Raw genomic sequence first — 14,752 nt, 5'->3', positions numbered from 1 at the left:
TTCAAGCTAACAATCGTTTAATTCTAATTAATAATTCATTTGGACTAAACGGTTTGGTCATAAAATCAGAAGCCCCTAGGTTAAAAGCATTTAATACGTTTTCCTCTTGGCCTGCCACTGAAAAAACAATAATTGGTGTTTCTCTATTCAATTTATTACGCACATGACTGATCACCTCTAATCCACTGATATAAGGCATCATAACATCTGTTAAAATTAAATCTGGATAGTTTTTTTCAATACTTTCTATAGCCAATTTACCATCTCCAACAATGAAGACATTAAATCCAGCTTTTTCAAGTTTGAACTTCAAAAGCATTGATAATACGGTATTATCTTCGGCAAGTACAATTTTTTTCATAACAATCAGGTATTAGTAATACATGATAATTTCAAATAAATGAAAATTCATTCGTTCAAAATGTAGTTAAAATGCAACTTTCTAACTATATTTAGTTAAAGTAAAAAAAAAAGCTAACACAAGAAAGAATTAACCTACTTATCTAGGTATCAAAATTTAAATTCATTGTTATGACAAAGAAACTTACAAGCACTATTGTAGATTTAAATCTATTAAACGATTGTTTTTTTGGAGAAACTGCCTTGCAAATTGATGTAATCAATATATTCTTAAAAGAAACACCTGTTAAAATTGAATCTATTAAATCAGGAATTCTAGAAAAAAATCACATTCAAATTAAAGAAAATGCACATTATTTAAAATCTACCTTCTCTACTCTAGGGGTCCCTATAAACAATGAGTACCTTCTACTTGAAGAATTAGCACGAGAAAATGATGACATTCTAAAAATCAAAGATATATTTGAAAAAACAATTCCTATCTATGATGAATGTTATCAAGAATACGAAAGGATTCTTAAAGAACTGATTAATGGCTAATTAAACAAATCCAACTCCTTTATAAAAGGATGAAATAATTGTTCCTTAAATTTCACAATATTTTTAGACAAAATTGGTTTGTCAACTAAAATAGAGTTAGTATTTTTGCCGAAACATAAGGACAATGAAAAACACCAAATACGTTTTTGTTACAGGAGGCGTTACTTCATCACTAGGAAAAGGTATTATTGCTGCTTCACTAGCGAAATTACTACAAGAAAGAGGATATTCTGTTACTATTCAGAAATTAGATCCTTATATCAACATCGATCCCGGAACCTTAAACCCATACGAGCATGGAGAATGTTATGTTACGGATGACGGAGCGGAAACAGATTTAGATTTAGGTCACTACGAACGATTTTTAAACATTCCTACTTCTCAGGCTAACAATGTTACCACGGGAAGAATTTATCAGTCTGTGATTGATAAAGAAAGAAAAGGTGAATTTTTAGGAAAAACCGTTCAAGTAATTCCTCATATCACAAATGAAATCAAGGAAAGAATTCAGATTCTTGGTAAAACAGGTGATTATGACGTAGTAATTACAGAAATTGGTGGAACTGTTGGTGATATAGAATCTTTACCATATGTAGAATCTGTTCGTCAATTATTATGGGAATTAGGAGACAACAATGCAATTGTTGTTCACTTAACTTTAGTACCATTTTTAGCTGCAGCCGGAGAATTAAAAACAAAGCCAACACAACATTCTGTAAAAATGTTGATGCAAAGCGGAGTTAGTCCAGATGTATTAGTCTGTAGGTCTGAACATAAAATTTCAGATGATATCAAACGTAAATTAGCATTGTTCTGTAACGTTAAAAAAGAAGATGTGATTTCTTCTTTAGATGCTGAAACTATTTACGACGTTCCAAATCTTATGTTTTATGAAGGATTGGACAAAGTTGTCTTGAAAAAATTAGATTTATGTGATAATGATCAACCTAAGCTTGTTGACTGGAATAAATTTTTAGGAAAACACAAAAGTCCTAAAAACAAAGTAAAAATTGGATTGATTGGTAAATATGTTGAATTACATGATGCCTATAAATCTATTTCTGAAGCTTTTATTCATGCTGGAGCTGCAAACGAAGTAAAAGTTAAAATTCAATGGATCCACTCTGAAGATTTGACTCTTGAAAACATTCCTCGAAAAATGAAAGATTTAGATGCTATTTTGGTAGCTCCTGGATTTGGAAATCGTGGTACAGAAGGAAAAATTGATGCCGTACGATACGCACGTGAAAACAAAATTCCTTTCTTGGGGATCTGTTTAGGAATGCAAATGGCCGTTATAGAATACGCACGAAATGTTGTAGGAATTCAAGATGCTGGTTCATTAGAAATGGATAGCAACTGTCCGAATCCTGTAATCAACCTGATGGAAGATCAAAAGGATGTAACAGAAAAAGGTGGTACAATGCGTTTAGGAGCATGGGATTGTAAAATATCTGAAGATTCTAAAGTATTCGCAGCCTATAGATCTGAATTAATTAGTGAGCGTCATAGACATCGTTATGAATTCAACAACGAATACTTAAAACAATTAACTGATGCTGGTTTAAAAGTAACAGGTGTAAACCCTAAAACTGGATTGGTAGAAATTGTAGAAGTAGAAGATCATCCTTGGTTTGTTTCTGTTCAGTATCACCCAGAATACAAAAGTACAGTATTGAACCCACATCCATTATTTGTGGAATTCGTAGATGCGGCTTTACAGTACACTTTAAAAAAGACGATTAATCATTAAAAACTGAATTCTCAGTTTAATAAAATCAAAATGGAAGAAAAAAAATTTGACACCAATTCTATAATTGGATTTTTACTTTTAGGAGCAATCATGCTTTGGTTTATGTATACAAACCAACCTGAAGTAGCACCTGAAACAACTACTACTACTGAAGAAACTTCAACAGAACAAGGTTTTTCTGCTCCGGTAGAAGGTAACTTGGAAACTGCAGCCGTTGTCTCTGATTCAATTGCATCTATAGAAGCACAAAAAAGATTAGGAAGCTTTGCCTACTCTGCAGGTTTACAGGTAGCTCAAGATGGTACAACCATTATTGAAAATGACTTGTTAAAACTTACCATTGCAAACAAAGGAGGACAAATTGTAGAAGCTTTAGTAAAAAACTACAAATCATATGACTCTTTACCATTATACTTAGTAAAAGACGCAAACGCTTCTTTTAATATTAATTTTGGGACTACTTCTAACAGAAACTTCAACACGAAAGATTTGGTATTCCAACCAAACCTATCTCAAAATGGGGAGAACACCGTTCTTTCTATGAAATTAAAGGTTTCTGAAAGTAAATATTTAGAATACAGATATGAATTGAAGCCTAATAATTACATGGTTGGTTTTGCTATTCGTTCTGTTGGATTAGGTACTATTATTAATAGTTCTAATAAAATAAATCTAAACTATAAATTGAAAGCATTTCGTCATGAAAAAAGCATGAAATATGAAAATCAAATGACTGCTTTAATTTATGAAAAAGAGGGAGGTAAAAAAGATGACCTTTCAATCTCTGGTGATGATAACGAACAAGAGTCTGAAGTTTCATGGTTTGCTTTCAAACAACACTTTTTCTCAACCATCCTTATTCCAGACACTCCATTTAAAACAGCTGACTTGGTTTCTCAAACACTTTTTAAAGACGAGGCTACGGATAAAGTTTTTACAAAAAACTTTGAGGTATCAGCTCCTTTAGAATTAAACAACGGGGAATTAAACAATGGTTTTAGTTTATTTATAGGACCTAATGATTATAGCTTACTGTCTAGCTACGAAAAAAACATTGAAAATGTAGTAGATTTAGGTTGGGGTATTTTTGGATGGATCAATAAACATGCATTTATTCCTTTATTTAACCTTTTAGGAGGTCTTATAAGTAACTACGGTTTGGTTATTATTTTGATGACTATTGTGGTTAGAATTTTCATGTCTCCTTTGGTTTACAAATCATACTTGTCTAGTGCAAGAATGAAAGTATTGAAACCTGAAATGACAGCGATCAATGAAAAGTATCCTGGTAAAGAAAATGCCATGAAGCGTCAGCAAGAAACAATGGCTTTGCAACGTAAAGCTGGAGTTAGTATGATGGCTGGTTGTATTCCTGCATTGTTGCAGATGCCAGTTTTCTTTGCTTTGTTTAGATTCTTCCCTGCGGCTATTGATTTACGTCAACAAGGATTTTTATGGGCTGATGATTTATCTTCTTATGATTCTGTTTTTCAGTTACCATTTACAATTCCATTTTACGGAGATCATATTAGTTTGTTTCCAATTTTAGCTTCGGTAGCAATCTTTTTCTATATGAGAATGAGTCAAAGTCAACAAATGAATATGCAACAACCTGCGCAAGAAGGAATGCCTGATATGCAGAAAATGATGAAGATGATGATGTACTTCTCTCCTATCATGATGTTGATATTCTTTAACTCATATGGATCAGGTTTAAGTTTGTACTATTTTGTATCTAACTTATTGACGATTACAATTATGTTAGTGATTAAAAATTTCATCATTGATGAAGACAAAATTCACGCACAAATACAAGAAAACAAAAAACGTCCTGAAAAGAAGAAAAGTAAATTCAGACAAAGAATGGACGATGCTATGAAACAAGCTCAAGAGCAGCAACAAATCCAACAAAAGAAAAAGAAGTAATTTCTTTTACTCTATAACAAAAAGGCTATTCTTACGAATAGCCTTTTTTTCTGCGCAACATGTTTTATGTACAGTTAAAAAGAATCTACATCATCAATACCCATCATTAAATTATTGCATAAAAAAAGCTACTCAAAGAGAGTAGCTTTTTTTATGTAATATGAAAACATGTTAATTCACACTTCTCAAATAAGCAAGTTTATCTTTCCAAATTTTCAATCCTTTTGTTTGCTCAGCGATAGAATTTCTTACATTCTTAACCAAAGGATTTTCCTCTGTTGCATTGGCAATAAAACTTATATTATTATCCAGTTGTTGAATTCCTTTTGTGATTTCATCAATCTTTTTCCTAACAAACTGAACTTCACTTTCAATTTTTCTAGAATTATTAGAAGTCAAATAAGTATCTATTTGCATTTTGTATTTCAACATCTGTAACTCATCCCCTTCAATAGATAATTGTGCAAATAACTTTTCCAAAGCTTCATTGAAATCAGCTTCAATTTGCTTATCCTTTCTTGGCACTCTCCCTATATTTTTCCAGGTTTGCATATATGCTTTAACTTCATCAAGCGTAATGTCTGAATTTCCAATAACACCCAATATCTGAGACAAAAAATCTTTTTTGGTAGCCAAAGCTTCTAACTCCTCATTAGATCCATTATCTTGAATTTGATGAACACGGTCAAAATAATAATTACAAGCATCTTTAAATTCCTTCCAGATTTTATCAGAGTGCTTTCTTGGAACATGACCAATAGTTTTCCAATCTGCTTGGATTTTCTTCATTTGCCCGGTTACACTTTTAAAATCATCGCTATCCTTTAAAGATTTAGCCAATTCTAAAAGCGCCATCTTTTTTTCTAAATTTGAATGCTGTACCGAATTTAAATCTTTATAGAACTGATTTTTGGCATGATTAAAACTTTTAGTTACCGCTTTTAACTGATCCCAAATTTTTTGACTTTTATTTCTTGGTACTTTACCAATCGTAAAAAACACCTCTCTTTGCGCCTCAAAATCCTTGATAGATCTCTGCCAATCTGAATGCGTTTTATTTTTTGAGATATCAAATTTATCTAGAGCAGCAATAACTTCCAATTTCTTTTGAATATTCTCTTGGTATTTTGATTTTTGCTCGTCAAAATATTTATCACGCTTGTCATGAATAATCTTTGTAGCTTCACTAAACTTTTGCCAAATTTCCTCTCTAAATTCTCTTGAAACAGGACCAACGTCTTCTTTCCATGCCTTGTGCAATTCTTGCAAGCCTTTAAATGCTTTTGAAACATCCTCCATTAAAGTAAGTTCAAAAGCCTTTTCAACAATTTTTATTTTCTCTTCTAGATTATGCTTAAAATCTAATTCACGTAAGTCATTATTCATATGTAACAAGTCGTAAAAACGCTCTACATGATGGTGATAATTTCTCCAGGTATTATTGTATTTTGTTCTAGGTACTGGACCTATTGTTTTCCAGGTTTCTTGAAGCTCTTTAAACTCCTTATGCATGGTCTTTGAGTCTGCCTTTTCAATAATTTGTTTCAAAGCTTCAATCGTAGCCAATCTCTTATCAAGATTTTCTTTCAGTTGCGATTCTACATCCGCATAGTGCTTATTTCTTTTCGTTCTGTATTCATTGATAATTTCATTAAACTCAACTTTTACAGGACTTGAAAAATGAAAATCAATAGACTCTCCTCCTTCTTCTAAAAATGCAGCTTTTTTAGATGCTAACAACTCGCTAAATTTAGTATCAAACGATTTTCTAAGCGATTCTACACTAGTTTTAATTGCTTGAATTTTCTCATTTTTAACTAGCTTCTGAATTTCCTTTACAATCTCTTCCATACTCAAGGAAGTATAGTCTATGGTAGGAACTACCTCTTTTTCTTCTACCTTTTCAGCATCAGCAGCCACTTTATCTTCTATCGAAGAAACAACTTTTTCCATAGCTTCTGCAGCCGAATCAGAAGTTTTGTCAGTAGAATCCTCTACCTCATTGGCCTCGCTATTTGTTGAAGAATCTATATCCTTTTGTTCTTCGGTTGATTTTTCTATCTCTTCAGAATTATTATTTACTGCGTCTAACATCTTAACGTGTTTAAAGTTCCTAATTATAATTGTTTAAATATAGCTATAGCATCTTAAACAACAAAATTAAACGCTTTAAAAAAGACCTCATTATATGTAATGAAACATGTAAATTCCCTAATCTCTATTCCAGATTTCCCAAGATTTTTCCGCTTGAAGTTCCAACATTTTCATTCCGTTGGCAATGCTAGCACCTTGCTCCTTTCCTTTTCTTAAAAAAGCAGTTTCTGAAGGGTTATAAATCAAATCAAACAACAAATGAGTTTCATTTAAATATTGAAATGGAATGTTTGGATGTTTTTCAACATCAGGATGCGTTCCGAGTGGAGAACAGTTTACAATAATTCCTGTTTCTGAAATAACCTTTTCAGTCAAATTTTCATAACTAATTTGGTTTTCATCTTTAGGGATTCTAGATACAAATTTATACGAAATACCACGTTTCTTAAAGGCATATGCAACAGCCTTAGACGCCCCTCCAGTACCTAAAATCAATGCTGTTTTATGAGTTTCTTTGATAAAAGGATCAATAGATTGATCAAATCCATAAACATCAGTATTGAACCCTTTACGCTTCCCATCTTTGTAAATTTTAATGGTATTGATAGCACCTATTTCTTCAGCCTCCTCATCAATTTCATCTAAAAATGCTCCCACATCCTCTTTGTAAGGAATGGTAACATTCATCCCTAATAAACTTTCTTTATGTGTTTCAAAAACAGCAGGAAATTCTTCAATGCTTTGTAAATCAAAATTCACGTATGAATTTTCCTTCAAATTTAATTTTTCAAATTTTTCAGAGAAATAACCTCTTGAAAAAGAGTACTCAATATTTTTACCTACTAATCCAAAAAGCTTTTTTGCACACATAATATCTATTTTGTGCGCAAAAATATTGAAATCCTAGTTGGTGACCATAAAATTCTACTCTTTTCTAATCAATATTTATTCTTTCAGCAAAGTTTGAATATCAATTTTAAGTTGATTCATCGAAGCTCTATTCAAACCATTATAAATCCCTCTGATATGTCTATTCTCATCAATCAATAAAAAATTCTCGGTATGTAAAAAATCATCATTATTTTTTACATTACCCAAATCATTTTCTACAAAATATTGGTTCCTGCCCAAATTATAAATAGCATCTCTCTCCCCTGTCACAAAATGCCATTTATCAGAAATAGCTCCTTTATTTATTGCGTAGCTTTTTAACACTGAAACTGAATCTTTTTCTGGAGTAACCGAGTGTGATAGTAATAATAATCTTTCCTCCGTTGAAAAAGAATCTTGAATTTCTTTCATATTTGCAGTCATTTTAGGACAAATACCAGGACAAGATGTAAAGAAAAAGTCCGCAACGTAAATTTTCCCAATAAAAGTATCTTCATTAACTATTTTCGCATCTTGGTTCCTCAATGAGAATTCTGAAATTTTATGAAATTTCTTTTCTTCATCACTACCAGGTTCCAACCAATAAGGGGTAAAACTTTCATCTTTATAAAATGGCAAATTAGCAACACGACTCTTTGTTTTAGCATCTTTACATGCCAAACAAACTAAAAATAAAAAAAGTAAGTTAATTTTTATAATTCTCATATCTAACAACGGTTTCCTTTTTTAAATTATAACAAGAATTTGCCCGACGCATCCCAAATATTCTTCCTTCTCTCGCTTCATAATTTACATATAATTTGCCATTCTGCAACCATGCTTTTTGCAAACCATTTTCTTTACCGTTATCTAAATTCCTAATTTTAGAGACTTTTCCATCGGCCCACCAACTAGTTTCTTTTCCCTGTCTTTTTCCTTTGTGATTGTAGACAACTTGATAGGCTTTATTACCATTTGACCAAAAAGTTATATAATCCATCACAAGCACATTCCGTTTGTAATGACATATTTTACGCACTTTACCATTAGCAAACCATTGTTTGGCTACTCCTTCCTTTTGTCCTTTAAAAAAACCAATAAATTCAGCTTTTCTACCGTTACCATAATACCTTACCGCGAAGCCATCATAAGGTTTACCTTGAAAACTCCAAACACCACGATTTCCATCAAGTTTCAAATCTGATTTTAATACCACCTCATTTTTAATTTCTTCAAAATAGATTCTATCGTCAGTCTTTACATTACTTGAACATCCATAGGATAGAATGAAATAAAACAACCATATGTAGCTATAAGACCTCATACCTAATGTTATAAGTTTCCATTATAAGGACCTGCAAATAATATATAACCTACCTCTCCGCCTGAGGTAGTTGAATACATCTCATTGATAATATGATAATGATACTCTGATGTTGTTGTATGCTGAGTTGTAGAAGTATGTCCTCCTGAACTATCTAAATCCGTCGGATAATCTCCTGTTGCGTTACATTTTCTACCATAAATAAAGAATCCATCTTTCAAAATTCCAACAAGCTTATCATCGTCATTTGTTATTGCATGTGGTTCCAAATGGTAATGATACACATCCGGCCCAATATGCCCCCCGGTCCAATCTAAGGTTGCCGCTGCTTCATCTAAAGAACCTGATCCTTCTTGATCATTATAAATTGCAGCCCCAGAAACTGAAATTCCTATCAGGCCTAAGGTAGTTGCTGTTGTATTATTTGCTAAAGTAGGGTTTGTAGAAACCGTAAAAGAATCATCATAAGTTCTCGCTACCCCTCTCATATCTGTATAAGTACCATCTGGATTTATAGTAGAAGGAGTTCCTTCAAAACCACTACCTTCTTGTCTATACAACTCGTGATTACTTCCCCAATAAAAGGATTCATGATTGGGAAGTCCTGTTGTTTCAATTGTGACATCAGACCCTCCATTTGTTAAAAACACATCCGTTTCTCCCTCATCAAACTCCGCAAAAGCTGCATGCAGTTCACCCGACACAACCTCCGTTTCCGTTTCATTTGTTTCTTCTTCTATATTTCCTGTAGTATCATGTGACGCACAACTCAAGAACAATATGCTTGAAAAACAAAGTGCCGATAAAAGTTGAATGGAATAATTTTTCATAATAATAGGTTTTAGATTGTTTACTATTAAAACAATCAATTTTCACTATACCCTACCCTTCAAAACAAAAAAAATCCCTTTTCAAATAAATGAAAGGGATTTTTTATGAGTATTATTATTCTAGAATTTATATCCTAAACCTAGATTGAATGTATCAAATCTCGAGTCTATATCAACAGGAGCAAACATTTCATCATCCTCTAACCTTTCTGAAACACCAAATGAATATCTAAGATTTAGAAATAATTTCTCTGTTAAATCTACTTCTGCACCTAATGCTAGACCAAGACCAAATTTATTAAGACCATCCGCATCGTCATCTAACAAATAATCAAATTGTGGTCCTGCCATCAAACTAAAACTTCTGGCTACCTCATACTTAAACATAACTGGTATCAATAATTCTGAACTATTTTCTCCATCAGAAATGTAAACAGCAAATTGAAATTCTGGACGAATAGTAAACTTTTCATCAATATTAAATTCCTTAAACAAACCTAAGTAGAATCCACCTGCTGAATCTGAATCTGAATCTGTTTGTCCTTGATAAGATCCCTTCACTTTGACAATCAAAGAACTATATCCAGCACTAATTCCAAAAGAATTTTCTTGTCCGATAACATTTGACAAGCACAATACTACCAAAATGGCAGTGAATAACATTTTTTTCATAACATTTATTTTTATGCGGCAATTCTACAACAATCTCCTTGCTCTCGAAAAAAAAACATCAATCTTTTGACTGAGTGTTTTCACAGTAAACAATTCACATCAATCTAAGCTAAAACTGATTAAATTTTATTTATAGCACGATCTTAATATACACTATCACTAAAACCATGATAGTTAACTCTTTTTCACAAAAAAATCCCTTTCTAAATAAATAGAAAGGGATTTCAAATAAATTTTATAAAATTATTAAGCGTTGAATAATTTTCTTCCGCTCATTAATTTGTTTACTTTTTCTCCAACAACTTCTAAAACGGCTTCGTCTTCAAAATTCATGATTACCTCATCAATTAAATCAACAACAGTTGCCATTTCATCAGCTTTTAAACCACGTGTAGTAACAGCAGCAGCACCAATACGAATACCTGAAGTTACAAATGGTGATTTATCATCAAAAGGAACCATATTTTTGTTTACTGTAATATCTGCCTTTACTAGAGCTTCCTCAGCATCTTTTCCTGACAAATTTTTATTACGTAAATCAATCAACATACAGTGATTATCTGTTCCTCCAGAAATCAATTTGTATCCTTTTGCAACAAATGCAGCAGCTAAGGCAGCAGCATTTTCTTTCACCTGTACTTGGTAATGCAAAAAGTTATCTGTCAATGCCTCTCCAAATGCAATTGCTTTTGCAGCAATCACATGCTCTAATGGCCCACCTTGCATTCCTGGGAATACAGCAGAATTTAATATTGCAGACATTTTACGCAACTTTCCACTTTTTAATGTAAGTCCCATTTTATTGTCAAAATCTTCACCCATCATAATCATACCTCCTCTTGGACCTCTTAAAGTCTTGTGAGTAGTTGTAGTTACAAAATGACAATGAGGCATTGGATCATTCAATAATCCTTTTGCAATCATACCTGCTGGATGAGAAATATCAGCCATTAAATAAGCATCAATACTATCAGCAATTTCTCTAAAACGAGCAAAATCAATATCTCTTGAATAAGAAGAAGCCCCAGCAATAATTAATTTTGGTTTTTCTTCTAATGCTATTTTTTGAATATTATCATAATCTAAACGACCTGTTTCCTCTTCAACTCCATAGAAAGAAGTTTTGTAAGTTTTTCCTGAAAAATTTACTGGTGAACCATGTGTTAAATGTCCTCCATGAGAAAGATCAAATCCTAAAATTTTATCTCCAGGGTTTAATACTGCCAAATACACAGCAGCATTTGCTTGAGAACCAGAATGAGGTTGTACATTTACATATGCAGCTCCAAATAATTCTTTAGCTCTGTCAATAGCAATTTGCTCAACAACATCTACTACTTCACAACCACCATAATAACGCTTACCAGGATATCCTTCAGCATATTTATTAGTCAACACAGAACCTTGTGCTTCCATTACTTGCTCACTAACAAAATTTTCAGAAGCGATTAATTCTAATCCCTCTAATTGTCTTTCTTTTTCGTCTTGTACTAAGTCGAAGATGATTTGATCACGTTGCATCCTTTTAAGATTTACAGTTTATAAAAATAAAGTGCAAATTTACAATTTTAGTTTCAAATAAATGTCAAAAAAATAATTATATAATTTCAATAAAAAAATCTTTTTAGGGATCTTAAAAATCTAAATAGAAAGCTAAAAAAATGAAGTAGAAATTATTTCAAACTTTCAAATTTAAAATAATCAAACAAAACATAATTTTCTTGCGTTGTAGCTTTATCACCGATAAAGTGAATATTTTCTAAACTGCAATAAGCTTCAAACTTATGAGTTCTCCCATAGGCTAACTGTACTTCTTGAATCAAAGAATTATTTAACAACCATTGAACATAATATTTATTTTTCTCTCCTCTATCCAATACAAGTTCTAACTCGTACCACTGCGAACTTTTAATTTTTATCACATTGGATACATGTGGATTATTTTGAGAACTACAAAATAGCAAAAGTTCATCGTCTAGAGCTTGATATTTTTCTCTATCCTCTCTGTTACCAGAACCTATTTCAAAATCTAATTCATGTTGATTATCTGAATACAAAAACGCTCCAATACTACAATTTTCATATATTTTCATTCTCGGAACATAAACACGCCATTTGAAGGTGCCAAATGATAAATTTGTCTTGTTAAACATAATTTTAACACGTTCGTCGGATCCTCTCTTGGTTTTCAACCGAACATAACTTGAATCTAAAAAATAATTGATATATGTAATATTCTGAGATCCGTTACTCCAATATTTTTTAAATTTTGCTTCATTGTCAAAGTTCTCTTCATATTCCACTAAATTTTTAAAGAACATTTTCTCTTTAAATAATTCCGTATTAAAACAAGATGAAAGAAAAAACAATGAAAAAACTTTTAAAAGAAACCTCATATCTAAATTTAGTATGGCTAGTCTTTTAAAGTTACTAAAAATAAACACATTATTTACCTAGCAGCACTTGCTACTGAAAATAATAACTAATTACAATTGAGATTTGTATTTCCAAATACTAGATTCCTTTTCAAAAAATGAATTTTCATGGATAATTGAAATCCTCCCATTCTCATAAAAATAGGCTTTAAACTCAACGGTACCCTCGGAATCTTTGGCTGCTCCCTTGGTAGAATTTAAAACGTCTAACTTAACCCAATCCACTGACTTTGCCCAGTTTTCAATTTCAATGGCTTCTTTTTTGGTTGGTCTTGTTTTTGTATGATGACTTTTCTGTAGATACTTCCCGTTAGCCAACACAAATGCAGCATAACGTGAACGCATTAAGTCCTCAGCCGATTCCGCCTTTTTAACACCTCTATGAATCAATTCACAACAATCTTGGTAGTGAATCTCTCTACCACAATGACACTTTACAGCATTCATAATTCACTCTCCTTTTTGAGTTCATTATGTTTCTGCACCAACTCTTTTAATCGTTTTTGTCGCGTTAGTTTTTCTTCGCGCTGTTTATTTAACTTACGATTCATCAACTTGGTATGCTTTGATTTATTTTTTGTGTTTTTTTCCTTTCCCTTTTTAGGCATCCTAGAATTGTTTATTCGCTATAATATCTCCTGCCAATTGTAATAAAACAAGTTCTGCGGTTTTTGCAGAATATTTTGCCGCACTATAAGTTAGCTCCGCATTCACTAAATTCACTTGCGCCAATCTAAAGTCAATCGAACTAATTTGCCCAAGTTTATAATACTCGGTTGAACGTTCAAAATTTAATTTGTTCGTTGCCACATTTACTTTTTGAACTTTTAAGGTAAACAGAGCATTTTGATAGATTTCCCAAGCATTATTTACATCTCGTTTCAAAAATTCTTCTTGCTGTTCCTTTTGCGTTTCCAAACGATCTACAGCGATTTTAGCATTTCTTACGCGAGTAGTTGTACTTCCTCCATCAAATAAATTCCAAGTCAACCCTACTCCCGCATTCAAACCATTTTGATAACGCTCAACCGTACTAAATGGATTGTCTGGATTAAAAGGATCACTATAGTTTTTTGACCAAGCATAAGAACTTGTTAAACTCACATTCGGCATCCAACCAGAATTGTTAATTTTCACGTCATACTCACCCAATTCTAATGCTTTTTCTGCTTGCAAATAATCTACATTATTGTCTAGTGATTTGTCTAAAACGTTTTCTAAATACAAATCATCTAAATAAACAATTGTAGTATCTACTGAAACTTCATTGTTTACATCAGTCCCCAATACAATATTCAAATCTCGTTTTGCATTTGCCAACTCACGTTGAACTCCCAGATAAGTAATACTATCATTATTTAAATCTACCTCAGCATTCAAAACATCTAACTTTGTATTCTGACCATAATCAGATCCATAAACAGCTCTTTTCAATCTTTCTTTTGAGATTTCAAGCGTCTGCTTTTGATTGTTTAAGTTTTCTGTTAACCTAGCCACCTCATAATAAGCAGAAAACAAGGTTATCAGTGTGTTTTCCAATACCGATCTTGCTTGCAGCTCTGTCAAATTATAAGTCTCTTTCAGTTTTCCATAGGTATAATATCTGCCTAAACCATTGAACAAGGTATAATTAAAACCAACAGAGGCATTCAGATTCTTTGATTCTAAACTATTGGTAGACACAACATCTCCAGAAATTTGAGTTGCTTCAGAATCATTTAAGTCATATGTGGCATTCGCATTGGTAAACAAAGTTGGTAAATAACCACTATTATACAAACTCGCATTATTTTTAGCAGTTTCAAGACTGTTCTCGGTCAGAATAATATCATAATTATTCTCCAATGTTTGCAAGATTGCCTCTTCTTTGGTAAGCAACTCTTGTGCTGAAAACTCCGAAAACACAGCCAGAAATAAGACAACTAGTATAAAATATTTTTTTCTCATA

At 32.2% G+C, this 14,752-nt stretch carries 14 protein-coding genes; 3 read left to right on the top strand and 11 right to left on the bottom strand.

What is annotated here, in order from left to right:
- Nucleotide 1: 1 nt before the first annotated feature.
- Nucleotides 2-361, bottom strand: coding sequence for a response regulator transcription factor (locus tag AC2DGP_RS02590; RefSeq protein ID WP_484491469.1), 360 nt, complete (start codon nt 359-361; stop codon nt 2-4).
- A 170-nt stretch (nt 362-531) separates the two neighbouring features.
- Between AC2DGP_RS02590 and AC2DGP_RS02585 the strand changes: the two genes are divergently transcribed.
- From AC2DGP_RS02585 to yidC, 3 genes are all read left to right on the top strand, one after another.
- Nucleotides 532-900 carry a hypothetical protein gene (locus tag AC2DGP_RS02585; protein WP_484491468.1) on the top strand — a complete coding sequence of 123 codons (369 nt, stop codon included), beginning with the start codon at nt 532-534 and terminating at the stop codon, nt 898-900.
- A 124-nt stretch (nt 901-1,024) separates the two neighbouring features.
- Nucleotides 1,025-2,653, top strand: coding sequence for a CTP synthase (gene pyrG / locus AC2DGP_RS02580; protein ID WP_484491467.1), 1,629 nt, complete (start codon nt 1,025-1,027; stop codon nt 2,651-2,653).
- A 30-nt stretch (nt 2,654-2,683) separates the two neighbouring features.
- Entirely contained in the window at nt 2,684-4,579 is a 1,896-nt protein-coding gene (yidC, locus tag AC2DGP_RS02575) for a membrane protein insertase YidC (protein WP_484491466.1), read from the top strand.
- Between the two features lie 171 nt (nt 4,580-4,750).
- On the opposite strand, the gene AC2DGP_RS02570 is transcribed toward yidC, so the two are convergent.
- From AC2DGP_RS02570 to AC2DGP_RS02525, 10 genes are all read right to left on the bottom strand, one after another.
- Nucleotides 4,751-6,673 (bottom strand): DUF349 domain-containing protein, encoded by a 1,923-nt coding sequence (locus AC2DGP_RS02570; RefSeq protein ID WP_484491465.1) that lies wholly within the window; start codon nt 6,671-6,673, stop codon nt 4,751-4,753.
- 117 nt (nt 6,674-6,790) lie between these two features.
- Nucleotides 6,791-7,543 (bottom strand): shikimate dehydrogenase family protein, encoded by a 753-nt coding sequence (locus tag AC2DGP_RS02565; RefSeq protein WP_484491464.1) that lies wholly within the window; start codon nt 7,541-7,543, stop codon nt 6,791-6,793.
- 75 nt (nt 7,544-7,618) lie between these two features.
- Nucleotides 7,619-8,269: an SCO family protein gene (locus tag AC2DGP_RS02560; RefSeq protein ID WP_484491463.1), complete on the bottom strand. Its 651-nt coding sequence runs from the start codon at nt 8,267-8,269 to the stop codon at nt 7,619-7,621.
- Nucleotides 8,250-8,867: a toxin-antitoxin system YwqK family antitoxin gene (locus AC2DGP_RS02555; protein WP_484491462.1), complete on the bottom strand. Its 618-nt coding sequence runs from the start codon at nt 8,865-8,867 to the stop codon at nt 8,250-8,252. The genes AC2DGP_RS02560 and AC2DGP_RS02555 overlap by 20 nt, the downstream gene beginning before the upstream one ends.
- 8 nt (nt 8,868-8,875) lie before the next feature.
- Nucleotides 8,876-9,697, bottom strand: a complete 822-nt coding sequence (locus AC2DGP_RS02550) for a YHYH protein (protein ID WP_484491461.1) — start codon at nt 9,695-9,697, stop codon at nt 8,876-8,878.
- 120 nt (nt 9,698-9,817) lie between these two features.
- Nucleotides 9,818-10,369, bottom strand: coding sequence for a porin family protein (locus AC2DGP_RS02545; protein ID WP_484491460.1), 552 nt, complete (start codon nt 10,367-10,369; stop codon nt 9,818-9,820).
- 246 nt (nt 10,370-10,615) lie between these two features.
- Nucleotides 10,616-11,890, bottom strand: a complete 1,275-nt coding sequence (glyA, locus tag AC2DGP_RS02540; protein WP_484491459.1) for a serine hydroxymethyltransferase — start codon at nt 11,888-11,890, stop codon at nt 10,616-10,618.
- Nucleotides 11,891-12,042: 152 nt separating this feature from the next.
- Complete coding sequence (locus tag AC2DGP_RS02535; RefSeq protein ID WP_484491458.1) at nt 12,043-12,765, bottom strand: hypothetical protein; 723 nt, start codon at nt 12,763-12,765, stop codon at nt 12,043-12,045.
- 90 nt (nt 12,766-12,855) lie between these two features.
- Nucleotides 12,856-13,251 carry a YchJ family protein gene (locus tag AC2DGP_RS02530; protein ID WP_484491457.1) on the bottom strand — a complete coding sequence of 132 codons (396 nt, stop codon included), beginning with the start codon at nt 13,249-13,251 and terminating at the stop codon, nt 12,856-12,858.
- A gap of 162 nt (nt 13,252-13,413) precedes the next feature.
- A complete protein-coding gene (locus tag AC2DGP_RS02525) occupies nt 13,414-14,751 on the bottom strand; it encodes a TolC family protein (protein ID WP_484491456.1) in 1,338 nt (445 codons plus the stop codon).
- Nucleotide 14,752 lies beyond the last annotated feature (1 nt).

Source organism: Flavicella sp. IMCC45537, assembly GCF_057197705.1.
Note: the sequence above shows the minus strand (reverse complement) of the source record. Positions and strands in the feature narration are given on the sequence as shown.